The sequence below is a fragment of the Mesorhizobium sp. L103C131B0 genome, from assembly GCF_000502275.1.
Classification (GTDB): domain Bacteria; phylum Pseudomonadota; class Alphaproteobacteria; order Rhizobiales; family Rhizobiaceae; genus Mesorhizobium.
Genome location: NZ_AYXC01000010.1, coordinates 75,662 through 98,759, shown reverse-complemented (window position 1 = coordinate 98,759; position 23,098 = coordinate 75,662). Strand labels below are relative to the sequence as shown.

Annotated in this window: 28 protein-coding genes; 12 read left to right on the top strand and 16 right to left on the bottom strand. The window is 62.6% G+C overall.

Annotated features, from left to right (window positions below):
* Nucleotides 1-6: 6 nt before the first annotated feature.
* The 3 genes from X730_RS147080 to X730_RS147085 form a co-directional block, all read right to left on the bottom strand.
* Nucleotides 7-699 (bottom strand): DUF1013 domain-containing protein, encoded by a 693-nt coding sequence (locus tag X730_RS147080; RefSeq protein ID WP_023670142.1) that lies wholly within the window; start codon nt 697-699, stop codon nt 7-9.
* 326 nt (nt 700-1,025) lie between these two features.
* Nucleotides 1,026-1,166, bottom strand: a complete 141-nt coding sequence (locus tag X730_RS1000000166345; protein WP_023670143.1) for a DUF1127 domain-containing protein — start codon at nt 1,164-1,166, stop codon at nt 1,026-1,028.
* A 356-nt stretch (nt 1,167-1,522) separates the two neighbouring features.
* Nucleotides 1,523-2,533 carry an NAD(P)H-quinone oxidoreductase gene (locus X730_RS147085; RefSeq protein ID WP_032887144.1) on the bottom strand — a complete coding sequence of 337 codons (1,011 nt, stop codon included), beginning with the start codon at nt 2,531-2,533 and terminating at the stop codon, nt 1,523-1,525.
* A gap of 136 nt (nt 2,534-2,669) precedes the next feature.
* Here X730_RS147085 and X730_RS147090 point away from each other — a divergent pair, with 136 nt between their 5' ends.
* The 3 genes from X730_RS147090 (at nt 2,670) to X730_RS147100 (ending at nt 4,495) form a co-directional block, all read left to right on the top strand.
* Nucleotides 2,670-2,864, top strand: coding sequence for a DUF1192 domain-containing protein (locus X730_RS147090; RefSeq protein ID WP_023670145.1), 195 nt, complete (start codon nt 2,670-2,672; stop codon nt 2,862-2,864).
* 96 nt (nt 2,865-2,960) lie between these two features.
* Entirely contained in the window at nt 2,961-4,199 is a 1,239-nt protein-coding gene (locus X730_RS147095; RefSeq protein WP_023683997.1) for an MFS transporter, read from the top strand.
* Between the two features lie 32 nt (nt 4,200-4,231).
* Nucleotides 4,232-4,495 carry a metalloregulator ArsR/SmtB family transcription factor gene (locus tag X730_RS147100; RefSeq protein WP_023690079.1) on the top strand — a complete coding sequence of 88 codons (264 nt, stop codon included), beginning with the start codon at nt 4,232-4,234 and terminating at the stop codon, nt 4,493-4,495.
* 29 nt (nt 4,496-4,524) lie between these two features.
* Here the strand turns inward: X730_RS147100 and X730_RS147105 are convergent, their stop codons facing one another.
* From X730_RS147105 to X730_RS147120, 5 genes are all read right to left on the bottom strand, one after another.
* Nucleotides 4,525-4,989 carry an SRPBCC family protein gene (locus tag X730_RS147105; protein WP_023826733.1) on the bottom strand — a complete coding sequence of 155 codons (465 nt, stop codon included), beginning with the start codon at nt 4,987-4,989 and terminating at the stop codon, nt 4,525-4,527.
* Between the two features lie 16 nt (nt 4,990-5,005).
* Complete coding sequence (locus tag X730_RS147110; RefSeq protein ID WP_032910126.1) at nt 5,006-5,380, bottom strand: nuclear transport factor 2 family protein; 375 nt, start codon at nt 5,378-5,380, stop codon at nt 5,006-5,008.
* A gap of 23 nt (nt 5,381-5,403) precedes the next feature.
* Complete coding sequence (locus X730_RS0134020) at nt 5,404-5,730, bottom strand: metalloregulator ArsR/SmtB family transcription factor (protein WP_031197100.1); 327 nt, start codon at nt 5,728-5,730, stop codon at nt 5,404-5,406.
* A 5-nt stretch (nt 5,731-5,735) separates the two neighbouring features.
* Complete coding sequence (locus X730_RS147115; protein WP_023826731.1) at nt 5,736-6,392, bottom strand: glutathione S-transferase family protein; 657 nt, start codon at nt 6,390-6,392, stop codon at nt 5,736-5,738.
* 116 nt (nt 6,393-6,508) lie between these two features.
* Nucleotides 6,509-7,342, bottom strand: a complete 834-nt coding sequence (locus tag X730_RS147120) for an alpha/beta hydrolase (RefSeq protein ID WP_023727309.1) — start codon at nt 7,340-7,342, stop codon at nt 6,509-6,511.
* Nucleotides 7,343-7,457: 115 nt separating this feature from the next.
* Here X730_RS147120 and X730_RS147125 point away from each other — a divergent pair, with 115 nt between their 5' ends.
* The 3 genes from X730_RS147125 to X730_RS147135 all read left to right on the top strand — a co-directional run bounded on the left by X730_RS147125 (nt 7,458) and on the right by X730_RS147135 (nt 8,905).
* On the top strand, nt 7,458-7,985 hold the full coding sequence (locus X730_RS147125) for a helix-turn-helix domain-containing protein (RefSeq protein ID WP_023684001.1): 528 nt from the start codon (nt 7,458-7,460) through the stop codon (nt 7,983-7,985).
* A gap of 79 nt (nt 7,986-8,064) precedes the next feature.
* The gene (locus X730_RS147130; RefSeq protein WP_023684002.1) at nt 8,065-8,298 is read left to right on the top strand and encodes a hypothetical protein; all 234 of its coding nucleotides are present in this window, start codon (nt 8,065-8,067) and stop codon (nt 8,296-8,298) included.
* A gap of 175 nt (nt 8,299-8,473) precedes the next feature.
* Nucleotides 8,474-8,905, top strand: coding sequence for a heme-binding protein (locus tag X730_RS147135; RefSeq protein WP_023690074.1), 432 nt, complete (start codon nt 8,474-8,476; stop codon nt 8,903-8,905).
* A 122-nt stretch (nt 8,906-9,027) separates the two neighbouring features.
* On the opposite strand, the gene X730_RS147140 is transcribed toward X730_RS147135, so the two are convergent.
* The 4 genes from X730_RS147140 to X730_RS147155 all read right to left on the bottom strand — a co-directional run bounded on the left by X730_RS147140 (nt 9,028) and on the right by X730_RS147155 (nt 11,810).
* Nucleotides 9,028-9,429, bottom strand: a complete 402-nt coding sequence (locus tag X730_RS147140) for a hypothetical protein (RefSeq protein WP_023670154.1) — start codon at nt 9,427-9,429, stop codon at nt 9,028-9,030.
* 193 nt (nt 9,430-9,622) lie between these two features.
* Nucleotides 9,623-10,570 (bottom strand): agmatinase, encoded by a 948-nt coding sequence (locus tag X730_RS147145; protein ID WP_023826730.1) that lies wholly within the window; start codon nt 10,568-10,570, stop codon nt 9,623-9,625.
* Between the two features lie 196 nt (nt 10,571-10,766).
* Nucleotides 10,767-10,949 (bottom strand): 50S ribosomal protein L32, encoded by a 183-nt coding sequence (gene rpmF / locus X730_RS147150; protein ID WP_008834724.1) that lies wholly within the window; start codon nt 10,947-10,949, stop codon nt 10,767-10,769.
* Nucleotides 10,950-11,102: 153 nt separating this feature from the next.
* Complete coding sequence (locus X730_RS147155) at nt 11,103-11,810, bottom strand: transglycosylase domain-containing protein (protein WP_050587122.1); 708 nt, start codon at nt 11,808-11,810, stop codon at nt 11,103-11,105.
* A 132-nt stretch (nt 11,811-11,942) separates the two neighbouring features.
* Here X730_RS147155 and X730_RS147160 point away from each other — a divergent pair, with 132 nt between their 5' ends.
* Nucleotides 11,943-12,860, top strand: a complete 918-nt coding sequence (locus X730_RS147160; RefSeq protein ID WP_023826729.1) for a polyprenyl synthetase family protein — start codon at nt 11,943-11,945, stop codon at nt 12,858-12,860.
* A 96-nt stretch (nt 12,861-12,956) separates the two neighbouring features.
* On the opposite strand, the gene X730_RS147165 is transcribed toward X730_RS147160, so the two are convergent.
* Nucleotides 12,957-13,958 (bottom strand): NADP-dependent oxidoreductase, encoded by a 1,002-nt coding sequence (locus tag X730_RS147165; RefSeq protein ID WP_023673085.1) that lies wholly within the window; start codon nt 13,956-13,958, stop codon nt 12,957-12,959.
* Nucleotides 13,959-14,026: 68 nt separating this feature from the next.
* On the bottom strand, nt 14,027-14,842 hold the full coding sequence (locus X730_RS147170) for an oxidoreductase (RefSeq protein ID WP_023826728.1): 816 nt from the start codon (nt 14,840-14,842) through the stop codon (nt 14,027-14,029).
* A gap of 105 nt (nt 14,843-14,947) precedes the next feature.
* Here X730_RS147170 and X730_RS147175 point away from each other — a divergent pair, with 105 nt between their 5' ends.
* Nucleotides 14,948-15,532, top strand: a complete 585-nt coding sequence (locus X730_RS147175) for a TetR/AcrR family transcriptional regulator (RefSeq protein WP_023826727.1) — start codon at nt 14,948-14,950, stop codon at nt 15,530-15,532.
* A 313-nt stretch (nt 15,533-15,845) separates the two neighbouring features.
* Here the strand turns inward: X730_RS147175 and X730_RS147180 are convergent, their stop codons facing one another.
* Nucleotides 15,846-16,739 (bottom strand): LysR family transcriptional regulator, encoded by an 894-nt coding sequence (locus tag X730_RS147180; protein WP_023826726.1) that lies wholly within the window; start codon nt 16,737-16,739, stop codon nt 15,846-15,848.
* A gap of 154 nt (nt 16,740-16,893) precedes the next feature.
* Between X730_RS147180 and X730_RS147185 the strand changes: the two genes are divergently transcribed.
* The 4 genes from X730_RS147185 (at nt 16,894) to X730_RS147200 (ending at nt 21,825) form a co-directional block, all read left to right on the top strand.
* Nucleotides 16,894-17,727 (top strand): SDR family oxidoreductase, encoded by an 834-nt coding sequence (locus tag X730_RS147185; RefSeq protein WP_023826725.1) that lies wholly within the window; start codon nt 16,894-16,896, stop codon nt 17,725-17,727.
* A 239-nt stretch (nt 17,728-17,966) separates the two neighbouring features.
* On the top strand, nt 17,967-18,458 hold the full coding sequence (locus X730_RS147190; RefSeq protein WP_023730815.1) for a (2Fe-2S)-binding protein: 492 nt from the start codon (nt 17,967-17,969) through the stop codon (nt 18,456-18,458).
* Nucleotides 18,455-19,447 (top strand): xanthine dehydrogenase family protein subunit M, encoded by a 993-nt coding sequence (locus tag X730_RS147195; protein ID WP_023826724.1) that lies wholly within the window; start codon nt 18,455-18,457, stop codon nt 19,445-19,447. The genes X730_RS147190 and X730_RS147195 overlap by 4 nt, the downstream gene beginning before the upstream one ends.
* A complete protein-coding gene (locus X730_RS147200; RefSeq protein WP_023826723.1) occupies nt 19,444-21,825 on the top strand; it encodes a xanthine dehydrogenase family protein molybdopterin-binding subunit in 2,382 nt (793 codons plus the stop codon). The genes X730_RS147195 and X730_RS147200 overlap by 4 nt, the downstream gene beginning before the upstream one ends.
* 164 nt (nt 21,826-21,989) lie before the next feature.
* On the opposite strand, the gene X730_RS147205 is transcribed toward X730_RS147200, so the two are convergent.
* Nucleotides 21,990-23,090, bottom strand: a complete 1,101-nt coding sequence (locus tag X730_RS147205) for an ABC transporter ATP-binding protein (RefSeq protein ID WP_245261380.1) — start codon at nt 23,088-23,090, stop codon at nt 21,990-21,992.
* Nucleotides 23,091-23,098 lie beyond the last annotated feature (8 nt).

Genomic DNA, 23,098 nt, shown 5'->3' with positions numbered 1-23,098 from the left:
CAAACCTTACTCGTCGTCCGCATCTTCCTTCTTGGACTTGAGCGCCGAGAGCTTGGCGAACACGGCGTTTGCGTCGAGCTCGGCATCCTCGTCCTTCGGCTTCTCCGGCGCCGGCACCAGGCGCTCGGTCACGGCAGCCGGCAGCAGCGTGTCGCCGACAGGCTGCGCCTGCTCGCGGCCGCGCGAGGCGCGGTTGACTTCCATGTCGAGGTCGATCTGCGAAGCGAGACCCAGCGTCACCGGGTCCATCGGCTGCAGATTGGCCGAATTCCAGTGCTTGCGCTCGCGGATCTGTTCGATCGTCGACTTGGTCGTGCCGACCAGGCGCGAAATCTGCGCGTCCTTCAATTCCGGATGGTTGCGGACCAGCCACAGGATGGCGTTGGGCCGGTCCTGGCGCTTCGACAGCGGTGTGTAGCGGGGACCCTTGCGCTTGGATTCCGGCACCCGCACCTTGGGGTCGGACAGTTTCAGGCGCTGGTTCGGATCCTTCTCGGCGCGCGCGATCTCGTCGCGGGTCAGCTGTCCGGTCATGATCGGATCCATGCCCTTGATGCCCTGCGCCGATTCGCCGTCGGCGATCGCCTTGACCTCGAGCGGATGCAACCCGCAGAACTGCGCGATCTGCTCGAAGGAAAGCGCGGTGTTGTCGACCAGCCAGACGGCGGTCGCCTTGGGCATCAGCAGCGTATTGGCCATTTCAAAAATCCTTCTCGTTCGCCCGCGTTCCCGCGCGGGCGGTGGTTTAGAGCCACCAAAATGGGAAATTCGCGGCCTGTATAACCGCTCCGCTGCCGTTTCGCAATGTTTTTGGCGCAGGGCGCAGCCGTCGGACACCGGACAGCGGGGGAGGCCAGGAGGACCTCGGCTCCGGCGATCATTGATGCCGAGTTGTACAGGGGGTCCAAGACGACAAAACCCGCCGGACAGGGTCCAGCGGGCTCGGAACCGGCGACGGGATACCGTCTGCGGCGGCTCTTGCTTCTGCCGCGTGGTCAGGCCTCATCGGCCGACCAGGCTTCGAATTAGATGGCCTTGCGGGCAATCCTCTCGATGTCGCCGCGGCTGATGCCGAGGTCGCTGAGCTGACGGGCGTTGAGCTTGTTCAGCTCGCGCACGGTTTCGTTGTACATACGCCAGTTACGGAAAGCGCGGATCGGGTTCATGGTTGTCCTCCAGTTGTTGGATCAAATCGTTTCGATGACGCTTAGATAGGCAGTGCTGCCCACGAATTGAACAGACGTCTTTGCATAGCCGCAATGCAAATGCTGCATTGCAGCATTAAGCTTGTGTTCATCTTGCCGACAGGCTGAGCGCGGAGCATGGCGCGAGGTTCAGGTCAGGCCGAGCAGAGAATGGCGGCTCCCGAGAACCGGAGCGAAGCGTACTTCAGTACGAAGCACCGGCCTACGCCGGCCGTAGCCTTAACTGCCGCAACGCCTCATGAGGGCTTCGGCCGGCGAAGGCCGGAAGCGCAGGGAGCCGCCATTCGCAGGCCGGCCTCACCTAAATCTCGCCCCATCTAGCCGACGTCGAGAACGATCTTGCCTATATGCTCGCCCTCTTCCATGCGCTCATGCGCCCGCCAGGCGTCGGTCAGCGGGAAGATCATGTCCATCACCGGCGCTACCTTCCGGGTGCCGAGCAGCGGCCACACCTGTGCTTCCAGTGCGGCGGCGAGCGCCGCCTTGAACTCGACCGTGCGAGGCCGCAGCGTCGAGCCGGTGTGGGTCAGCCGCTTGACCATGATTTTCGAGAAATCGGCGCTCGCCACCGCGCCGGCCTGGACGGCGATCTGGACGATCCTGCCCTCGACCGCGGCGGCCTCGTAGTTGCGCGCGATATAGTCGCCGCCGACCATGTCGAGAATGACGTCGGCCCCCTTGCCGCCGGTCGCATCCTTGACCGCCGCGACGAAATCCTCCTCGCGGTAGTTGATCGCCCGGTCGGCGCCGAGTTTCAGGCAGGCGTCGCATTTTTCCTTGCTGCCGGCGGTGGTGACGACATAGGCGCCGAAGGCCGACGCCAGCTGGATCGCCGTGGTGCCGATGCCCGATGAGCCGCCATGGACCAGCAGCGTCTCACCCTTTTTCAGGCCGCCGCGCTCGAACACATTGTGCCAGACGGTGAAATAGTTTTCCGGAACCGCGGCCGCCTCCGTGTGGGTGAAGCCGGCGGGCAGCGGCAGCACGCTGCCGGCATGAACCTTGACATATTCGGCATAACCGCCCCCCGGCGTCAGCGCGCAGACCCGGTCGCCGATACGCCAGCGCGATATCTCGTCGCCAAGGGCGGCCACTTCGCCCGATGCTTCGAGGCCGGGCAGGTCGGAAGCGCCGGGCGGCGCCGGATAGGCGCCCTTGCGCTGCTGCACGTCGGGGCGGTTGACGCCGGCCGCACGCACCCGGATCAGGATTTCGCCGGGACCAGGCACCGGCACGTCGCGCGTTTCCGGTTTCAGCACCCGCGGCCCGCCCGGTTGCGAGATTGCAATGGCCGTCATCGTGGCTGGAATTTTATGTCCGCTCGCCATGAAATTTCCCGTCTCGGTCCGCCGGCTGCCAGCTTCTTGCCGGCTGTTTGCATCTACGCCCCTGCCCTATGTATGCTGATTGCCGGATCAGGCAAATGGCCAAATCAGCCCCAATACTGAATAGGGAGGAGCGACGATGGCGATCTTCGACGACGAACCCAAGAAGAAAGCCCGCCCGCATGAGATCGGACAGGATCTGTCGCTGCTTTCGGTCGGTGACCTGACCGAACGGATCAGCATCCTGCGCGAGGAGATTGCCCGGCTCGAAGCCGAGCTCCAGACCAAGGGCAGCACCAAATCGGCGGCCGAAGCCCTGTTTCGCCGCGGCTAGTTTTCGCGTTAGTTTCGGCGTTGAGCATCCGCCGCCGAAAAGCCCGAATGCGCCTGTCTTCAGACCCCGCCACCGAATCTCCAGACGGATCAAACAATGTTTGCAAGCTACAGGCCGATCCTCTCGCTGCTTCGCGGCACCGCTTTCCTGCTCGCGGCTTCGGGATTGCACGGCCTGTTGTTGCCGTTGCGCGGCCAGCTCGAAGGGTTTTCGACCGCATCGCTCGGCCTGATGGGCACGGCCTGGGCCGGTGGCTTCGTCACCGGCTGCTTCTTCGCACCGCGCCTGGTGCGCCGCGCCGGCCACGTCCGGGCGTTCGGCGCCTTTGCCGCTTCGGGCGCCATCGTGGCGTTGCTTACCGGCCTGATCATCGACGAATATGTCTGGATCCTGCTGCGCGCCTTCACCGGCTTCACCATGGCCGGAGCCTTCATGGTCATCGAAAGCTGGCTGAACGAGAAGGCCACCAACGAGAACCGCGGCACCGTCTTCGGCCTCTACATGATGGTCACCTATGCCTCGATCATGGGCGGCCAGATGATCGTTGCCGGCGGCGACGTCAGATCGGCATCGCTGTTCATGATCACCGGCATATTGTTCTGCCTGTCGCTGATCCCGACCGCGGTGTCGTCGGCTTCGTCTCCCAAGCCTTTGCAGGACGTCAAGCTCGACGTCAAAGGTCTCTACGCCAACTCGCCGGTGTCGGCGATCGCCTGCCTGTTGGTCGGCATCGCCAATGGCGCCTGGGGCACGCTTGGCGCCGTCTACGGCGCCCGTATCGGCATCTCCACCGCCCAGATCGCACTGATGATGAGCCTTGTCGTTATTGCCGGCGCGGCCATGCAGCTTCCGGCCGGACGCCTCTCCGACAAGACCGACCGCCGTTTCGTGCTGGCGGGCGCGGCTTTCGGCGCCGCACTGTTCGCCATCCTGATCTTCCTGTTCGAACCGCGTTCCGCCGTCCTCGTCATTGTCTTCGCCGCTGCCTACGGCGCCTTTGCCTACACGCTCTATTCGATCGCCGTGGCGCATGCCAACGACCACGCCCGATCGGAGGATTTCGTCAAGGTCTCGGGCGGCCTGCTGCTTCTGTATGGCTTCGGAACCATGATCGGGCCCTTGCTGGCTGCCGCCCTGATGGGCTGGCTCCGCCCCGAAGGCCTGTTCCTGGCCACCGCGCTGGCGCATCTCAGCCTCGCCGCCTACACGTTGCTGCGCATCAGCCGCCGCGCGCCGGTGCCGATCGAAGACCGCGATGCCTTCAAGACCCAGCCGGCCGATCGCTCGGTCACCCCTGAAGCACTGCGGCTCAGAAAAGCGGAAGCCGACGGTTGAGATTTGAAAAGCTTTGCCCCACAAGTATAGGCATGATCTTTTCTGACGCCTTCATGGCGATTGCCGACCCCAACCGGCGCTATCTTCTGGAAGAGCTCCGGCGTGGCCCGAAAACCGTCAACGAGCTGGCTTCGGGCCTTCCAGTCTCCCGCCCGGCCGTGTCCCAGCACTTGAAAGTGTTGCTGGACGCCGGTCTGGTTCAGGCCAGGGCCGAGGGCACGAGGCGCGTCTATACAGTCAGCAGTGCCGGCTTCCTCAAGCTCAATATTTGGCTTGATCAGTTCTGGGAAGCATAGGCCGAGATTCCAGCTCGCCTCCCTGGCTTTCAAGTGTCCGTTGCCAGCGCCTTGCCCAGCGCATCGAGCAGGAATCGGGTACCATGCTCGCGCGATGACGGTGTGTCGTGCCCATCGAGAAACGCGCCCTGCTCGGTGAGCACCAGACGCGTGCCCGTGCCTTCCGGGCGAAGCTCAATTGTCGCCAGCGAAACCGAGATTCTGACATCACCGAACAGCATGTCGTAGCTGTAGACGATGCGCTGGTTGGGCACGATGTCCTGATAGGTGGCGGTATAGGTGTGGATCGGCCCGTCCTTCGGCCCGCCGGCATTGACCTCCTGGCCGCCGACGCAAAAATCCATTTCGTGCCTGTGGGTCATCGGGTTGTCGGGGTCGGCGAACCAGCGCCGCTTGGCGGCCGGATCGCTGAGCGCGAAATAGACTTTCGCCGGCGCAACTGGATAGAGGCGCTCGAGGACGAAGGTGGAGTGGACGACGGATCGTTCGGCCATGGTCGGGTCCTCTTGGTCAGCTTGATGGTTTCTGCGCGACGAAGACGCCGTCGCGATAGGACGCGCCGAAATAGACTTCGACGGCGCGCAACCTGTCGCCATGGAACAGATGCAGTTCGGTGTTGCGGAAGGTCTTTCCGTCCGCCGTCTCGCAGCGATAGAGGACAAAGGCGGCGTCCTCGTCCTCGCATATCCGCTCGATGACGATCGAGCTGAAGGCCGGGCTGTCCGGCCAGCAGCGCTCGAAATAGGTCGCACGGTCGATGGCGTCGACATAGGGGCTGGTGAAGGTGAAATCGTTGGCGAGCACCGCCGCGACGGCAGGCTTGTTATTCGCCTGGTAGGCGGAAAAATAGCCGCGGATCAACTCCGCTCTGCTTTTGCCGGGCATGGTCATTTCTCCTCTGCTTCAGGTCATTCGGTCTCGGCGAGAAAATCGCCGAGCCGGTCGAGCCGACGCTCCCATGTCAGCCGCCGTTCGTTGATCCAGTGTTCTGCGCTGCGCAGCGCCTGCGGCGCGATCTGGCAGGTGCGCACACGGCCGAGCTTTTCCGAGCGCACCAGCCCGCTTGCTTCGAGAACGTTGAGATGCTGGACGACGGCCGACAGCGACATCGCCAGCGGTTCGGCCAACTGGCTGACCGAGGCCGGCCCACGCGACAGCCGTTCGACCATGCTGCGCCTGGCCGGGTCTGCGAGCGCCTGGAACATCAGGTCGAACTGGGCGGGATCGTGCAGCATCGCGATCAGCCGTTATTGTAGGGAAAGAACTTGAAGTAGGGCTGCGCCTCCTCGACCACCCGGGCGAAGGACGGCCGCTTGAGCAGGCGGTCGTGGTAGTGTTTCACGGCCGGATAGCTGTCGCCGAATGGCTCGACCTTGTTGGCGTAGAACAGCGCCGGCGAGGCCGCGCAGTCGGCCATGGTGAAGGTAGGCCCGGCCGCCCAGAGTTTCGAGCGCATCTCCTCCTCGATGATCGCATAGGCGTTGCGCAGTTGCGCGCGCGCCTCATCGACCCCGAACGGATCGGTCTTGTCCTGCGGGCGCAACCTGTCGCCGACGATCTTCTGCATCGGCGCCTGCACGTAGAAATCGTAGAAACGGTCGGCCTGGCGGACCTGGAGAGCAAGGTCGGCCTCGGCCGGGATAAGCTCAACCGGCCCGGGATAATGCGCCGCCAGATATTCGATGACGATGGTCGATTCCAGCACCGTGCGGTTGCGTGCATCGTCACGCAGCGCCGGCATCTTGCCGGTCGGGGACACCTTCAGGAACGCTGCCCGCGACTGCTCATCGCCGAGGTCGACCATAACCGGCGTAAAGGGCGTATCGTTCTCGTAAAACGCAATCAGCGGTTTCCAGCAGAGCGATGCCAGCGGATGGAAATGGAACGTCAGGGACATTTTTTGCTCGTCTGTTTGCGACTCGTCGGATGCTGGAGCGGTGCCAGCCAGCGCCAACACTGAAGCATTTACTTAACTATTTCCGTGAGGAGAATGTGTCAAGGTTCTAGACTGCTTCAGGGTTTGGTATGCGTGACGATGGCGGCAACGATCGTGCCCCAGTCGTCGGGGTGCAGTTCGTGGCCACCGCCTTCGACGCGGACAAGCCGCCCGCCGGCAACAGCGTCGGCAAGGGCTGCGCCATGCTCGACCGGAAAGATCGGATCCGATGTCCCGTGAATGACGAGCAGCGGAACCTTGATCTCGCGCAGGCGTCCTTTCAGATCCTCGCAGCTCTTCAGCATGAAATGGTTAGTCGCGCTCAGGAAGCCGCCGGATCGGTCGTAGTCCCGTTCGACGAACGCCCGCATCGCCTTCTCGTCGAAGGGATGCGCGGTGCTGGCGATCGCACGCGCATCCTTGACGACGAAGCCGACCACCTGGTCGCGGTTCGACCAGTCGACCCTGGCGCCATCGGCCGAGTGCTCCATATAGGCTTCGGTCGTTCCCGGCAGCTGCGATGTGTCGATCCCCACCGGCGAACTGCTGATTACGGTCAGCGAGATGACACGCAAGGGATGTTTCAACACCAGTCGTTGCGCGATCATGCCGCCCATCGACATCCCGATCACATGCGCCTTGCCGATGCCGCAACTGTCGAGGACGCGCACCGCATCGTCCGCCATGTCGTCGAACGTATACGGCGGCTCGCCCGGCGTATATTTGGTCGACAGGCCGGTGTCACGATTGTCGTAGCGGATCACGAAGTGGCCTTCGCCGGCGAGCTTTTTGCAGAGCGCCTCCGGCCACCAGAGCATCGAGGCCATGGCGCCCATGATCAGCAGAATGGCTGGATCTCCGGGATCGCCAAACGTCTGGGAGACGATTTCGGGTGCTGCGGCCCTTGTCATGGGACTCTCCTCCTATCGGCCAATCAAAGGCCAATCAAACTGGTTGCATTTTGCAATCGGTTGCACGATAATAAAACTGATACGATAATGCAACCGGTTTTTTGAGGAGAGTCGGATGAAAACCGAACACCGCTCGGGATGCCCTATCAATCTGTCGCTGGAAGTGTTCGGCGATCGCTGGAGCCTGATCATCCTGCGCGACATGATTTTTGGCGGCAAACGCCACTTTCGCGAACTGCTCAACGGCTCGATCGAGGGCATCGCTTCCAATATCCTGGCCGACCGGATGAAGCGGCTGATGGAACTCGGCATGCTGACCAAGGCCGACGACCCCTCGCACAAGCAGAAGGCGATCTACAGCCTGACCGAGATGGCCATCACGCTGGTGCCGATCATGGCGCATCTCGGCGCTTGGGGCCGCGTCTGGCTGCCGGTGAGCGAGGAGCTTTCGATCCGCGCCGAGCTGCTGGAGAAAGGCGGGCCGCCAATGTGGGAGCAGTTCATGGACGAGTTGCGCCACGACCATCTGGGCACGCCTGTCGCCACACCCGCGCAGCCTTCCGTCCGCGCTACATTGCAGGCCGGATATGAGGCGGTGGTAGCCCGCAAGGCGTCGAGCGGCATCGAGGCCCCGGCCGCTTGACCAACTTATTTCCCCATTATCAGGCCGGCTCTGCTATCAAGGGGCTGAAAAACATAATTTACGGGATTGGATAACGCTCTTGGTCGAGAACTCTAAGGATACTGCCCGCGCCAGGGCAGATATGCGTTTCAAGAAGCAGGAAGAGGCAGCCACGGTGCGGCAAAAGGCGATGGCGGAGTATGTCGCCGAGGCCGACGCCCGCCAGGCCAAGACCAACAAGCTCCGGGCATTGCGCCTTGCCAAGGAAGCGGAAGACCTCGCCAACGCCCCTGCCGTTCCGGTCAAGAAAGCGCCCCGAGCCAAGAAAAAATAGCGCGGCCTTCTTCATCGACGCCCGATCTGGATGCCGGCGGATCGTATCCGCCATGTGCCACGATCAGCAATGCCCGCCATTTCCGCTTTCCCACGCGAAGCAATTTCAACCGCAACCGGGATTTCGCATCCCGCATGTCAGGCGATGATTGACGCGTTTTGATCAGGAGACAGCCATGACCGCACTGACCCTCGAAAAAGCCAAGCACATCATCGACGCCGCCTTCGCCAAGGGCGCCGAGCTGAAGCTCAAGCCGCTCGGCGTTTCCGTGCTGGACGCCGGCGCGCATCTCGTCGCCTTCCAGCGTCAGGACGGAGCCTCGTTCCTGCGCCCGCAAATGTCGGCCGGCAAGGCCTATGGGGCGCTGGCCATCGGCATGGGCTCGCGCCGTGTCGAGGCTTTCGCCAAGGAGCGGCCGCATCTCGTCGCCGGCATTTCGGACGTTTCGGGTGGACGCGTATTGCCGGTCGTCGGCGGCGTGTTGATCCGCGACAAGGCAGGCGCCGTCATCGGCGCCGTCGGAATTTCGGGCGATACGTCGGACAATGACGAGGCCGCCGCCATCGCCGGCATCGAAGCGGCGGGCTTCACCGCCGATCCGGGCTGAGGGGGAGCTTCGTCATCCCAGGGCGAAGCAGGAGCGAAACTCCGTCGCGAAGACCCTGGGATGACGACCAGAAAGAGCAGCCACGCCAATCGCGAACGGATGCGACCATCCAACGAAGGCGGCTAGTTCAAATTTATGTCTCTACTCGCCGACCGCATCGACACCGAAAACCCGGCCAGCACATCGAACAGGGCGATCACCATCAGCGTGAAGAAGACGGAGTGCGCCGCGCCCTTCACCAGCAGGAACTCGACCAGGAACGCCACGAAGACCAGCGTCGACAACAGATGGTCCATGATCGAAGCGTTCGTGGTGCGCACCGACTTCACCATTTCGAGGAACAGGAAGATCAGCCCGATCACGACCATCAAGTCGCCGAGCGTCATCGAAAACACTCCGCCCGACATCATGCTGAACGAGAAGATCTCGGTCGCCCACGGATCGTCGCCGCTGCCGAATATTCCGAGGAGTCCGAGATTGTAGGCCACGAAGGGCACGATCAGCAGCGGGATGGCACCGAACATCAGGCGTCTCCTCTAGCAATTCCAGGAAAGCGGTTTCCCAAGGAATTGCCTAAACAATGGGGGCACCTTCTGTAGAATGCCCCGCAGGCACGCCGTCAAGATTTTTCGCTAGCGCCCGCAAACACGGAAAAAGACCGCGCGAAACAACCCTGTCAGCCACAGTTGCCCCGGCTGACCACCGACACGCCGGGATTCAGCGCTTGAACTGGCCTGTCCGCACGGCGGCGCCGATAGCGTTGAGGATGAAAAGGCCGGCGGTCATCGAGGTGATCTCGTTGACGTCGCGCGCCGGCGCGATCTCGACGATGTCGATGCCGACGACACGTCCCTTGGCGAACAGGCCCTTGATCAGTTCGATCGTCTGCCGGTAGCTGATGCCGCCAGGCGCCGGCCCTTCGACCGCCGGCATGACAGCGGGATCGAGACCGTCGGCATCGATGGTCAGGTAATAGCGGCCACGGTCCGGGATGCGCTTGAGCAGCGCCGCCGTACCGATATCCTGCCATTCATTGGCGGTGACGATGTTGGAGCCGTAGGCGCGGGCCGCCTCGACCTCCTCGAGCCGGGCGCTGCCCTGGCCGCGGATGCCGAGCTGGAAAATCCCGGCTATATGCGCCATCTCCGAAGCGCGGCGGATGGGGCTGGAATAGCCTTCCCTGACCCCGTTGACATTGTCGCGCCAGTCGAGATGGGCATCGATCTGAACCAGGGTGATCGGCCCTTCGTCGTCAAGCGCCCGCAGGATCGGGATTGGAATGCCGTGATCGCCGCCAATGGTGATCGGCAAGGCGCCGGCGACGCGGATCTTGCGGATCGCCGTTTCGGCCAACCTGTAGTGGCCGCCGGCGGCATCGCCGGGAACATCGCCGACATCGACCACCTTGACGTCCTGCCCGTCGAACAGGGTTCCGCCAATGTCGAAATCATAGCGGTCGAGCCCGAGGCTGATGCGCTGCGAGGCGCGCCGCACCTCGGTCGGCGCGTTGGTCTGGTCGTTGACCAGCTCGTCGATCGTGTAGGGACTGCCGTAAGGCATGCCGATGATGGCGACATCCGCCTTCAGCGCATCGAGGTCCTCGACCAGCGGGAAGTTCATGAAGGTCTGGAAGACATCGCGCGGTGCTGTGGTGAGCTTGGTCATGCGGTCCCTCTGAAGCCGGCCGATCATCGCGCGGAAGCGCCGCGACAAGGCATCACTCAATACAGCACCGCCGCCGCAGCTTGTATCGCCACGGACGCCCGGTCTTTGGCATAGTTGGCGGCGCGACGCGCACCAAACGCAAAAAAACCGGCCAATGGCCGGTTCTTTTGGCATTCAAACCCTTCGAAAGCTGGTCTCAGCTTTCCTTGGGCGTCAGCACCTGGCGACCGCGATACATGCCGGTCTTCAGGTCGATATGGTGCGGGCGGCGCATTTCGCCGGAATTCTTGTCCTCGACATAGGTCGGGGCCTTGAGAGCGTCGGCCGAGCGGCGCATGCCGCGCTTGGACGGAGAGGTTTTTCGTTTCGGAACGGCCATGGATATGCTCCACTACATGGTCAAAATGCCCCGATAGCCCTCGTGAAAGGGCCGCGTCAGGGCCATAATCTGAGAAAGTCGGGTGCCTATACACGCCCTGCGCCGTTTTGGCCAGCACCGTGGCGATTTTTTTTGAACTGGCAGCGGTTCTACCTAATCAAGACAACCGACATACGCGCCCGAACGGCCGGCGCGGCGTTCGATCAGCGACGCCAGCCGCCGCAGACCCGGACCGGGCTTGGCCGGATTGCGGGCGATCGGATTGGGCAGCGAGACGGCCAGCAATGCCGCCTGCCGCCGCGACAGCTGTTTGGCCGAAACGCCGAAATGGTGCTGCGCCGCCGCCTCGATGCCGTAAATGCCCGGCCCCCATTCGGCGATGTTGAGGTAGATCTCCATGATCCGCCGTTTCGACATCACCGCGTCGAAATAGACGGCCAGCGGCAGTTCGACCACCTTGCGCACCGAGCCCAGCGGCCGCGACCACAGGAAAAGGTTCTTCACCGTCTGCATGGTGATGGTCGAGGCGCCGCGCGTCGCCTCGCCGGCCAGCGCATCGTCGACGACGCCGCGCAATTCGCCGAGATCGATGCCGCGATGGAAGCAGAATTGCCCGTCCTCCGACATGATCACCGAATTGGCCAGCACCGGGGACACATCGTCGATCGACACCCAGCGCCGGTCGTAACCGGAGAAGGTCGCGAGGTCTTTGACCATCAAGGTCGATATCGGATGCACGAAGGACGGCAGATAGAGGAAGGTCAGCACAATGGGTATCGCCGCCAGCACGACGGCGACGACCAGGCCGCGCCGTGCCAGGCGCTTCAGACCGGCGCGGTTCACGCGCCTTGGTCGCGCCATCTCAAACCCTTCGGTTTCATGATCGACGATCGGTTCCGTCAAGCCGCCCCCACCCGCGCCACTCTCCCGCCTCCGGCATAATGGCGCGAGGCTTCTTGCGCAACGTCTGAGTGTCGGCTACCGCTCCCGGCCATGACGAAAGACGAGCAATTGGCCTTTGAGGCCGCACTTCTGGGGCGGGCGGCGGCGATCGAGGCCGGGCTCAGGCTGCTGCTCGACGGCCGCACGCTTGCCGGCGAGATCGCCCGGCCGGAGCGTCTGATGGCGGCCATGCGCCATGGCGTGCTGAACGGCGGCAAGCGGCTGCGCCCCTTCCTGGTCATGGAAAGTGCCGCCCTTTTCGGCGCCGATGGCGAGGCGTCGCTTCGCGTGGCGACAGCGCTCGAATGCGTGCATTGCTATTCGCTGATCCATGACGATCTGCCTGCCATGGACGACGACGATCTGCGCCGCGGCCAGCCGACCGTGCACAAGGCCTTCGATGAAGCCACCGCCATACTTGCCGGCGATGCGCTTCTGACGCTTGCCTTCGATGTCCTCGCCGATGAGGCGACGGCGCTGCCGGCGGAGCGCAGGGCGGCGCTGGTGCTGGCGCTGGCGCGCGCCGCCGGCACGGGGGGCATGGTCGGCGGGCAGACGCTCGATCTCGAAGCCGAGCGCAACAGGCCGGACGAGGCCGGCATCGTCCGGCTGCAGGCGATGAAAACCGGCGCGCTGATCCGCTACGCCTGCGAAGCCGGCGCGATCATTGCCGGCGCTGCACCGCAGGACCGCGACCGGCTGGCCGAATTCGGCTCGGCGGTCGGGCTTGCCTTCCAGCTTGCCGACGACCTGCTCGACCTGACCGCCGATGCCAGCCAGATGGGCAAGGCGACCGGCAAGGACGCAGCCGCCGGCAAGGCGACGCTGGTCGCGCTGCATGGCGCGAACTGGGCGCGCAGCCAGCTCCATGGGCTGGTCAAGCAGGCCCATGAATTGCTTGAGCCTTACGGTGAACAGGCAGCCTTGCTGAAGGCAGCGGCAAGCTTCGTGGCAATCCGCAACAACTGAGGTTTGGGCAATCGGATGCCGAACCGTTTTCGGAATTTGTCGGCCTTGCGCTGCCTTGCTTGGTGTCTCTCAAATGCCCCAAAGCAACTGGGCGCGCTATCTGACCTTGACGACGACCTTGCCCTTGGCGCGTCCTGTTTCGACGTAAGCCAGCGCCTCATTGGTCGCTTCAAAAGGAAAGACCCTGTCGACGACCGGGCGAATCGCCCCATCTTCGATGAGGGACGTGATTTTGCTCAGTTGCTCACCTTGCGCCGACATGAACAGGAACGAAAATCCCACGCCCCGGCGCTTGGCTTTGGTCCTGATACCACGGCTCAGCAGCCGCAGCAGCAGCCTTAGCACCACGTTCAGTCCCTGTTTCCAGGCAAATTCGGGATCCGGAGGACCGGAAATCGAGATGAGCTTCCCACCCGGTTTCAGCACAGTCAGGGATTTCTCAAGCGTCTTGGCGTCCTGGCTGTTCAGGACGACGTCGTAGCCCGACAGGATTTTCTCGAAGTCGTCCTTCCTGTAGTCGACGACGACATCGGCGCCGAGATCCCTGACCAGATCGTTGCTTGCCGCGCCCGCTGTTGTCGCAACGATCGCGCCGAGGTGCTTTGCCAACTGGATGGCGAATGTCCCCACGCCGCCGGAGCCAGCCTGGATGAAGATCTTCTGGCCTGTCTTCAGACCCGCCCTCTCGATGAGAGCCTGCCAGGCGGTCAGACCGACCAGCGGGACCGAGGCCGCCTCTTCCATGCTGAGGTTCGCCGGCTTCAGCGCCACGTCGGCTTCATCGATTGCGATGAATTCGGCGAATGTCCCGATCCGGCCGTCGCGCGGCCGCGCATAGACGGCGTCGCCGGGTTTGAATTTGCGGACTTTCGAGCCCACCCTGACAACCCTCCCGGCAACGTCGTGACCGAGGATGAAGGGCCGGCGATAGGGAAGGACGAGTTTGAATTCGCCGGTTCTGATTTTGGAATCCAGCAGGTTCACCCCGGCGGCATGGACCTCGACCAGGACGTCATTGTCCAGCAGCTCCGGCTCCGGCATCTCGGCCAGCCGCAAAATGCCTTTCTTGCTATATTTATCGACAACGAATGCCTTCATGGCAGTGACTTTCTGAGAGTGTCCGTTGGTGCGCCGTTTGTGTGTGAAATTCTCCGTCCCACCGTTGTTCAGACCGGCAGGCGGAACTGCTTGCGCAAGGTCTTGTCGAACATCCCCGCGGGGGCGAAGCGGCGCAGCAGGCTGACCTGGCGCGCTGCCTTCCCTGCGGTATAGCGCCGTCGCGGACGGGCGTCGGTCGCTGCCTTGACGACCACATCCGCCACCACTTCCGGCCGATCGGCTTTGGGCATCACATCGGCAAGCAGCGCCTTGAGACCGGCGCGCGCCTGATCGTAGTCCTTCAACAGGGAATCCGGCTCGATGCCGTTCTGGTCGAAGACGGTGCGCACGAATGCCGGCTCGATGACCGAGACGCGAATGTTGAAGGCGCGAACCTCATGATCGAGCGATTCCGAATAGCCCTCCAGCGCGTGCTTGACCGCCGAGTAGTGCGCTGAGTATGGCGCGGGCACCAATCCTAGAATCGAGCCGATGTTGACGATGCGCCCTTGGCCGCGGCGCCGCATCGACGGCAACACCGCATTGGTCATGCGCATGACGCCGAACAGATTGACGTCGAACAGAGCCTGGACCTGTTCGACCGAAGATTCCTCGGCGCCGCCAAGCAGGCCGACACCGGCATTGTTGACCAAGAGGTCGATGCGGCCGGTCTGGGCCAGCACGGTTGAAACCAGGGCGCTGACCGACTCTCCGTCGGTCACGTCGCAGGTCAGCATGGACACCTGCGCCGGGCCGTTGCCAGCCTTGCTGCGGCTTGTCCCGAAGACGGTATACCCCGCCTGCGCCAAGGCCTCGGCACTTGCGCGGCCGATGCCCGAGGAGGCTCCGGTCACAACAGCGGTCTTTCCAGAGTTCGCATTCATTTTTTATGCTCCAAAGCCACTGGGGCTAGCTTTCGTTCGCTGGTTGAATTATGATCATAATATCAAATTACGACCGTAATGCAATAGCAGAAAGGAAGAGCCGCCATGCGCTACGAAAAGGGCCGAAAGGACGCCTCCCGCGATCGCATCGTCGAGGCCGCAGCCCAGCGTTTTCGCGGTGACGGCATCGCCGCGTCCGGACTGGCAGCCATTATGGGCGACGCCGGGATGACGAACGGAGCCTTCTATCCGCATTTCCAATCCAAGGCGGAGCTTGTGCGTGAAAGCCTGGTAGCGGCGCTAGAGAGCCAGGTGCAGCAACTGCAAGAGGTATTGGCCGCCGGTGGTCCGGAGATGGGGATAGCGGCGTATCTGTCAGCCGGGCACCGGGACAATCCGGGAACGGGCTGCGCCAACGCCGCGCTGCTCCCGGAACTCGCGCGTCAGCCGCTCGAAACGCGCCAAGTCTACACCGAACGCTTGCTGGTTTTGGTGCGCCAGTTGTCTGCAGCGCTTCCGCAGGCCAGGGATCCGGAAGGCGTTGCCATGGGCGTCTTTGCGACCCTCATCGGCGCGCTTCAACTGGCCCGCGCGGTGGCAGGGACCGAATTGTCGGATCGCTTCCTTGCGGCAGGAGCAGATGCCGCGCGCAGGCTGATCCAGCCACGTGACGGGGAGAAGGCATCCTAATTTAGAGATAGAGCAGAAGCAGCAAAGAGCCCGACATCCTCATCATGGCGGGCCGCATTACAAGAAGGATCCGCTTTGCCTAAAAGTTGTCAGCCACTGCCAGCACGAGGCCATCTCAACCTGCATCAGGGAATGACCGCATTAGGGGCCGGAAGCGACTGGCAGCTTCAAGGCTCGGAATCGGACGGCCACCGCGACGCAGTCGTAAGGGATAAGTTGCGACGGAGGAATCGATTGGATGCCCGAAAATTGTGCTGATGAGGGAGGGATAACTCACTTTGCCAAGTTAGAGCGGCGTGTTTTCGCCCTTCCGTCACGCCTTGAGACGGAGTGCCTCCACAAGAAGAGCGAACGCTGCAGTGTGCTGGCGTCGGCTGGGATAATAGAGGTGATAGCCCGGGAAGGGTTGGCACCAGTCTTCCAGCACCCGGATCAGGCGTCCGTCTGCGACGAACGGAGCGACCTGGCTTTCAAATGTGAATGCTAGTCCGAGCCCGTCGAGGGCCGCAGCCTCCAGCATTTCCCCGTCATTGATAATGAGTGGGCCATTCATCCTGACTTCAAGTTCCTCACCGCGTTTTTCGAACTCCCAGGCAAAGAGCCCGCCGCCGGTCTTCTGACGGTAGCTGATGCCTTTGTGTTCCCCAAGTTCGCGCGGTGTCTTTGGAACCGTTCGGGTTGCAAAATACGACGGTGATCCAACTACCGCCATACGCAGGTCCGGGCCGATCCTTACTGCCACCATGTCCTTCTGGACCTGCTCGCCGATCCGGATACCGGCGTCGAATTTGTTTGCAACGATGTCAACCAGACCTTCGTCCAGGCTCAATTCTACTTCGATATCCGGATACTCCAGAAGGAGTCTGGCGATGACGGGCCACAGTACTGATTTGGCAGCATACCGGAATGTCGTCAGGCGAATGAGGCCAGTGGGCTTGTCGCGCAGGGCGGCGACGGCGGCGATCTCGCTTTCGATGTGATCGAAGGCCGGTCGCAGGCTTCGCAGCAAGCGCTCTCCAGCTACCGTCACGGACAGGCTGCGGGTGGTGCGTGAGATCAGCCGGACTCCCATGCGCTGTTCCAGCGTTCTGACAGCGTAGCTGAGCGCCGACTGCGATAGACCAAGCTTTGCTGCGGCGCGCGTGAAGCTGCCCGCCTCTGCTACGGCGATGAAGACTGCCAGCTCGCTGAAATCTCCGCGCCTCATTTATCAATCCCATTTCTAACTTCATGCAGATTATAGAGGCTAATCGTATCGAGTCCTATTCCCTATGTCACCTGGCAGACAACGAAACGCTGAGACGGACGTGCCAAGCCAACGCGGCATAAACTGAAAGATACCGACCAGGAAGGATACGACTATGAGTAGAGTATGGATGATCACCGGCGCAGGGCGAGGCATGGGCCTCGACTTTGCCAAAGCGGCCCTGGCCATCGGCGATAAGGTCGTTGCGACCGGTCGTAACCCAGATCGGGTCGCCAAGGCGATCGGGCAGTCGGACAATCTTTTGGTCGTCACGCTGGACGTGACCAAGCCGGCCGACGCCGACGCCGCGGTGAAGGCAACCCTGGACCGCTTTGGTCGCCTCGACGTGCTCGTCAACAATGCCGCGGGCTTCTATGCCGGCTATTTCGAGGACCTGACTCCGGCCCATATCGAACTTCAGCTCGCGTCCACCCTGACCGGCGCCATGAACGTCACCCGCGCAGTCCTGCCGGTCATGCGCGCGCAGGGTTCTGGCAAGGTCATTGCCATCTCATCGACGGCAGGCCTGGTCGGCTTTGAGTTCTGTTCTGCATACGCCGCGGCAAAGTTCGGCGTTGATGGCTGGATCGAGTCACTGCAAGCCGAGGTGGCGCCGTTCGGCATTGAAACGATGATCGTGAACCCCGGGTTTTTCCGCACGGAGCTGCTGACGGACGAATCCACTCAATATGCTCCGTCATTCGTCAGCGATTACAGCGAACGTCGCGCCCAGCAGATAACGGGTTGGAAAGCCGCGAACGGCCAGCAAGTCGGCGACCCCGCCAAACTCGCGCAGGCGTTGATCACTCTGGTCGACAAGCCGGAGCTGCCCCGTCGGTTCATCGCCGGTGCCGATGCTCTTGCAATGGTCAGGCAGAAGCTCGCTCTGCTGCAGCAGCAGGTCGATGCCCATGAGGAGCTATCCGGCTCACTGGCCTTCGACAGCTGAACGTCGCATCCAGCACTGCCGTCGTCGCAGGTCTATTTATGAGCGCCGTCGATAGGCTCATGCGAATTTTGAGGGCTAATTCGGATGTCGCGTCCGTGCTCTCCTGAGGGTTGACCCTTAGGCAACCGGCCAATGACAGGCCTTCGAATAGACGTCCCTTTCCGACCGATGCCGTAGGCTTCGTCGGTCCGATCGATTTCGCGAGAAGTCCCAATCCCGCCCGCCACCGAGGAGACGACATGCCAGAGCCCCGACAGCTAGCCTTGGACATCAACAGCCGGCGCCACCAGTTCAATCTTGATGTACGCGTGACTCTGCTGGACGCACTACGCGAGCATGCCAACCTGCCCGGCACGAAAAAAGGCTGTGATCATGGGCAGTGCGGCGCCTGTACCGTCCACGTCGACGGCGAGCGGGTATTGAGCTGCCTGACGCTGGCGGCCCAGGTCGAAGGCCGTCAGGTCACGACGATCGAGGGCCTCCAGGCTGCCGACGGCGTGATGCACGCAGTCCAGACCGCGTTCATCGAGCACGATGCATTCCAGTGCGGCTATTGCACCCCCGGTCAGATCATGTCGGCCGTTGCATGCATTCGTGAGGGCCACGCCGATACGGACGAGGACATCCGCGAATACATGAGCGGCAACATCTGCCGGTGCGGCGCTTACCCCCATATCGTCGCCGCGGTGCGCGATGCCGCCAGCCGCCTGAAGAAGGAGGCAGCACTATGAGACCTTTCGAGTATCTCCGCGCCAAAGATGCCGCGAGGGCGCTTGCCGAGGCTACCAAGCCAGAGACAAGATTTCTCGCCGGTGGGACCACGCTTCTTGACCTCATGAAGCTGAATGTCGAGCGTCCTGCGCGGGTGGTCGACATCACGCGCCTTCCCGGCCTGGACACGATCGAGGTATCGGCGGATGCCATTCGCATCGGTCCGCTCGCCAAGATGAGCAAGGTCGCCGACCACGCCGATATCAAGCAGGCTGCGCCGGTGCTTTCCGAAAGCCTGTGGCGCGCTGCCTCGGCACAGCTGCGCAACATGGCGTCCATCGGTGGAAACTTGATGCAGCGAACCCGTTGCACCTACTTCCGGGACGCGGGCGCTTATTCGAACTGCAACAAGCGCAATCCTGGTTCCGGATGCGCTGCCCTTGAGGGCGTCAACCGCAACCACGCGGTGCTCGGCACGAGCGACGCGTGCATAGCAATCTACCCCGGAGATTTTGCGGTTTCCCTGGTGGCATTCGACGCCACGGTCATCATCCGGGGAGCTTCCGAACGCAAAATTCCCGTCGACGAATTCTTCCTTCTCCCTGGCGATACCCCGCACCTTGAGCATGAGCTGTCGGCCGGCGAGATGGTCGTCGGGATCGAGATCCCGCGTTCGGCAGCCCTGGAACGCTCGCATTATCTCAAGGTCCGGGATCGCGCGTCGTACGAGTTCGCCGCGGCCAGCGCCGCTGTCGGGATCGAATTGGAAGCCGATGGCAAGACAATTCGCGAAGTACGCATTGCGGTCGGCGGCCTCGCCACCAAGCCCTGGCGCCTGCGCGCCGTCGAAAATTTGCTCAAGGGAAAGACGCTCGACGAGGCGACGCTTCGTAGCGCCTCGTCAGCCGCCGGCGACGGCGCGAAGTCGAGCGGACACAACGCATTCAAGATTGAACTGGCACCGAAGGTCGTGGCCCGCGCCCTGATGACGGTAGGAGGTATCGCATGACACATGGTAACGCGTTCGAACTCAACCGCCGCACCGTCTTGAAGCTCGGCGCCGGCGTAGCCGCTGTCGCTGGCGCCGCTGTCGATCTCTCGTCAAAAGCCGCTGCGGCTGAGACCGTCCCCGCCAAGGCGCCAGCTCTCGGTGCCAGGCTTTCCCGCGCCGAAGGCCCGTTGAAAGTCACCGGGCAGGCTCGCTATGCGATCGAGCAGAAGCTGGAGAACCTGGCCTATGGCGTAACTGTCCAATCGACGCGGCCGGCAGGGCGTATCGTCAGTATCGATACGTCCGCCGCCAAGGCTCTACCGGGTGTCCTGGATGTCTACACCGCGCAGAATTCCCTGAAGCTCAACAAGCCGACCGTCTACAGCAAGGGCGGCGGAGCGACCGAGGAATTTACCCCAATTCAAGACGATGTGGTCCGTTTCAACGGCATGCATATCGCGCTCGTGGTCGCAGAAACCTTTGAACAGGCAACGGAAGCGGCAAGCCTTCTCAAGGTCGAATACGAGGACGGCGACCCTATTCTCGACATCAACGATCCCAAGGCAAAAGCGCAGCCCATCAATGAGATGGGTGCCGCGTGGGGCGATGCGGCGACAGCGTTGGCCAATGCCGAGGTCAAGGTAGACGTCACTTACACGACGTCACGCGAATACAATGTGCCGATGGAGCCGCATGCGTGCATCGCTTCCTGGGACAACGGGAAAATCACCGTCTGGGAGCCCAGCCAGTGGGTTGGCGGGGCACGGAGCGTCGTGTCGGAATGGCTCGGCATCGACATCGAGAATGTGCGGGTGATCTCGCCCTATGTCGGCGGTGGGTTCGGGTCCAAGATCGGGGCACATCCGCATGTGGGGCTGGCTTGCGCGGCCTCGCGGAAACTGGGCAGGCCGATCAAGGTTTCTCTCACGCGGCCGCAGACCTTTACCGGCCTTGGCGGCCGACCGGCGACACGGCAGACACTCTCAATCGGAGCCTCGAAGGACGGAAAGATAAGCTCGATCGTCCATGAGAGCTGGAACGAGACGGCGATTGACGAAGTCCATATCGAGGCTTGCAACAATGTGACGAAGATCATGTATGCGACGCCGAACTTTTCTTCACGTCTCAACGTCGTCCCGGTCAATACGGTCCAGCCCGGCTGGAAACGGGGCCCCGGCGAAAACCCCAGTGCCTATGCTGTGGAAAGCGCGATCGACGAGCTGGCGTACGCGCTCAGCATGGATCCGGTCACGCTGCGCCTTGCCAACTGGGCGGAGACGGATCCCAGCAATGGGATGAAGTGGAGCACTCGACAGTTACGCGAAGCCTATGCCGTGGGCGCGGAAGCCTTCGGCTGGTGGAACCGGAACCCGGCCCCTCGCTCGATGCGCGAAGGCCGCGAGTTGATCGGTTATGGAATGGCCGCCGGGTCATACCCCATGATCCGTACCGCGAGCGAAGCCAAGATCGTACTCCATGCCAGTGGACAGATCGAAGTCCTCAGCGCGGGCACCGACATGGGAACGGGGACCTATACCATTCTCGCCCAGACAGCGGCTGACGCATTGGGCGTTCCTGTTGAGACAGTCGCGGTGCGGCTGGGCGATACCCTCCTCCCCAGATCGGCGCTCGCAGGCGGTTCCCAGCAGGCCAACAACCTGACGGGAGCGGTGGACAAGGCGGCCAGGAATGCACGGGACGCCTTGCTGGCGCTTGCCGCATCCGATCCGAAGTCGCCGCTGGCAGCCTCGAAGGCGACTGACCTCACGTTCGAAAACGGCTCGGTGCAACCGACCCGACGGCCGAACGGCGGTATCGGCATCGCGGAACTCTTGAAGGCAGTGGGCAAAGACAAACTGGAAATCGAGGGTAACACCTTTGCTCCCGGCGCCACCGAGGAGATGAAGAACGGAGCTGACCGCAGTTTTGCACAGTTGAAGGGCGCTGTGGAAGGAGGCGTCTCGGCCCATAGCTGGTGTGCGCATTTCGTGGAAGTTCGGATCGATGAGGATTTTGGCACGATCCGCGTCAAGCGCATGGTCTCGGCATTCGACAGCGGCAGGATTTTCAATCCGAAGCTTGCGGAAAGCCAGTGGATCGGCGGTATGGTCATGGGTCTCGGGCAGGCTCTCCTGGAAGAAGGTTACGTCGACCAGCGAGACGGGCGCACCATCAACGCGAATTTTGCCGACTATGCCGTCCCGGTTAACGCCGATGTGCCCGACATCCAGGTGATTTCGGTTGGAATTCCGGACATGCAGGCAACCGCTCTTGGCGGCAAAGGCGTCGGCGAGATCGGTGTCGTAGGGGTCGCACCTGCGATCGGTAATGCCGTCTTCCACGCGACCGGCAAACGCATTCGAAGCCTTCCGATCACGCTGGAAAAGCTCGTTTGAGTTCGGTCGATGCGCCCTGGTGACCCTCAGGCTCGCAAATAGGCGAGCATGCAAAAACAACGATTCTAAACCCAAGGCAAAACGGGTCGCTAATCCCTGGTCGCCGCCTGTTGTAACGTCACCAAGCAACGCCGGGAAAGTGTGCAACGGTTTTCCCGGCGCGTTCAATCGTCTTTGATCAGCACGATCTTCGCCGGATCGAAATCGATCCCGACCATCGTCCCTTCCGCCACGGCGGGTGTGACATCAGGCGATGTCGCGAACAGTTCGACCGCCGGATCGCTGATCGCGATGCGGTATTCCATGTGGTCGCCGAGATACGAGCTCTTGACCACCCGGCCCTTCATGGTGCCCGCTGGCTGGCCGGGCAAGATGCGCACGGCATTCGGGCGCACAGCGAGCATCGCCGGCCCCGGAGCGTTACCGCGACCCGGCATGTCGAGCAGCAAGGGTCCGACCTTGACCCTTGCACTGGTCGCATTGCTGGAAAGCACCTCGACGTCGAGCAGGTTGGCGTCGCCCATGAAGTCGGCGATGAAACGGTTGGTCGGCTCGTTGTAGAGGTCGCGCGGCGTACCGTCCTGGGCGACGCGAGCGGCGTTCATGACGATGATGCGGTCGGAGACGGCGAGCGCCTCTTCCTGGTCATGCGTGACATAGACCATGGTCAGCGCCAGATCTTGCTGCAGGCCGCGGATTTCGTCGCGCACCCGCCGGCGCAGCTTGGCGTCGAGATTGGACAGCGGCTCGTCGAACAGCAGCACCTTCGGCTCCAGCACGATGGCGCGCGCCACCGCGACGCGCTGCTGCTGGCCGCCGGACAATTCGCTCGGCTGGCGCTTCTCGTAGCCGGACAGGCCGACAAGCGACAGCTTTTCGGCGGCGCGCTCGGCTGCCTGCGCCTTGCCAAGCCCCATAGCCCGCAGGCCGTAGCTGACATTCTCCATCACGTTCATATGCGGAAACAGCGCATAGGACTGGAAAACCATGGAGACATCTCGCTCGGCGGCGGACAGCAAGGTGACATCCTTGTCGTCGATCAGGATGCGCCCGGTGCTGGTCTGTTCCAGCCCGGCGATCAGCCTGAGCGTCGTGGTCTTGCCGCAACCCGAGGGCCCGAGCAGCGTCACCAGGCTGGCCGGCGCGATGTCGAAGCTGACGTTGTCGACGGCGGTCACCGCGCCATATTTCTTGGTGACGCCCTCGAACCGCACCGCTGGCCTGTCCGTCGCAACCGGGGCAGCAGTCTTCGCCGTCTGATCCACGCCGCTTC

Coding starts and splice junctions, on each gene's coding strand:
- X730_RS147080 (WP_023670142.1), bottom strand. CDS start 699: ATGGCCAATACGCTGCTGATGCCCAAGGCGACCGCCGTCTGGCTGGTC.
- X730_RS1000000166345 (WP_023670143.1), bottom strand. CDS start 1,166: ATGAACCCGATCCGCGCTTTCCGTAACTGGCGTATGTACAACGAAACC.
- X730_RS147085 (WP_032887144.1), bottom strand. CDS start 2,533: ATGGCGAGCGGACATAAAATTCCAGCCACGATGACGGCCATTGCAATC.
- X730_RS147090 (WP_023670145.1), top strand. CDS start 2,670: ATGGCGATCTTCGACGACGAACCCAAGAAGAAAGCCCGCCCGCATGAG.
- X730_RS147095 (WP_023683997.1), top strand. CDS start 2,961: ATGTTTGCAAGCTACAGGCCGATCCTCTCGCTGCTTCGCGGCACCGCT.
- X730_RS147100 (WP_023690079.1), top strand. CDS start 4,232: ATGATCTTTTCTGACGCCTTCATGGCGATTGCCGACCCCAACCGGCGC.
- X730_RS147105 (WP_023826733.1), bottom strand. CDS start 4,989: ATGGCCGAACGATCCGTCGTCCACTCCACCTTCGTCCTCGAGCGCCTC.
- X730_RS147110 (WP_032910126.1), bottom strand. CDS start 5,380: ATGCCCGGCAAAAGCAGAGCGGAGTTGATCCGCGGCTATTTTTCCGCC.
- X730_RS0134020 (WP_031197100.1), bottom strand. CDS start 5,730: ATGCTGCACGATCCCGCCCAGTTCGACCTGATGTTCCAGGCGCTCGCA.
- X730_RS147115 (WP_023826731.1), bottom strand. CDS start 6,392: ATGTCCCTGACGTTCCATTTCCATCCGCTGGCATCGCTCTGCTGGAAA.
- X730_RS147120 (WP_023727309.1), bottom strand. CDS start 7,342: ATGACAAGGGCCGCAGCACCCGAAATCGTCTCCCAGACGTTTGGCGAT.
- X730_RS147125 (WP_023684001.1), top strand. CDS start 7,458: ATGAAAACCGAACACCGCTCGGGATGCCCTATCAATCTGTCGCTGGAA.
- X730_RS147135 (WP_023690074.1), top strand. CDS start 8,474: ATGACCGCACTGACCCTCGAAAAAGCCAAGCACATCATCGACGCCGCC.
- X730_RS147140 (WP_023670154.1), bottom strand. CDS start 9,429: ATGTTCGGTGCCATCCCGCTGCTGATCGTGCCCTTCGTGGCCTACAAT.
- X730_RS147145 (WP_023826730.1), bottom strand. CDS start 10,570: ATGACCAAGCTCACCACAGCACCGCGCGATGTCTTCCAGACCTTCATG.
- rpmF (WP_008834724.1), bottom strand. CDS start 10,949: ATGGCCGTTCCGAAACGAAAAACCTCTCCGTCCAAGCGCGGCATGCGC.
- X730_RS147155 (WP_050587122.1), bottom strand. CDS start 11,810: ATGGCGCGACCAAGGCGCGTGAACCGCGCCGGTCTGAAGCGCCTGGCA.
- X730_RS147160 (WP_023826729.1), top strand. CDS start 11,943: ATGACGAAAGACGAGCAATTGGCCTTTGAGGCCGCACTTCTGGGGCGG.
- X730_RS147165 (WP_023673085.1), bottom strand. CDS start 13,958: ATGAAGGCATTCGTTGTCGATAAATATAGCAAGAAAGGCATTTTGCGG.
- X730_RS147170 (WP_023826728.1), bottom strand. CDS start 14,842: ATGAATGCGAACTCTGGAAAGACCGCTGTTGTGACCGGAGCCTCCTCG.
- X730_RS147175 (WP_023826727.1), top strand. CDS start 14,948: ATGCGCTACGAAAAGGGCCGAAAGGACGCCTCCCGCGATCGCATCGTC.
- X730_RS147180 (WP_023826726.1), bottom strand. CDS start 16,739: ATGAGGCGCGGAGATTTCAGCGAGCTGGCAGTCTTCATCGCCGTAGCA.
- X730_RS147185 (WP_023826725.1), top strand. CDS start 16,894: ATGAGTAGAGTATGGATGATCACCGGCGCAGGGCGAGGCATGGGCCTC.
- X730_RS147190 (WP_023730815.1), top strand. CDS start 17,967: ATGCCAGAGCCCCGACAGCTAGCCTTGGACATCAACAGCCGGCGCCAC.
- X730_RS147195 (WP_023826724.1), top strand. CDS start 18,455: ATGAGACCTTTCGAGTATCTCCGCGCCAAAGATGCCGCGAGGGCGCTT.
- X730_RS147200 (WP_023826723.1), top strand. CDS start 19,444: ATGACACATGGTAACGCGTTCGAACTCAACCGCCGCACCGTCTTGAAG.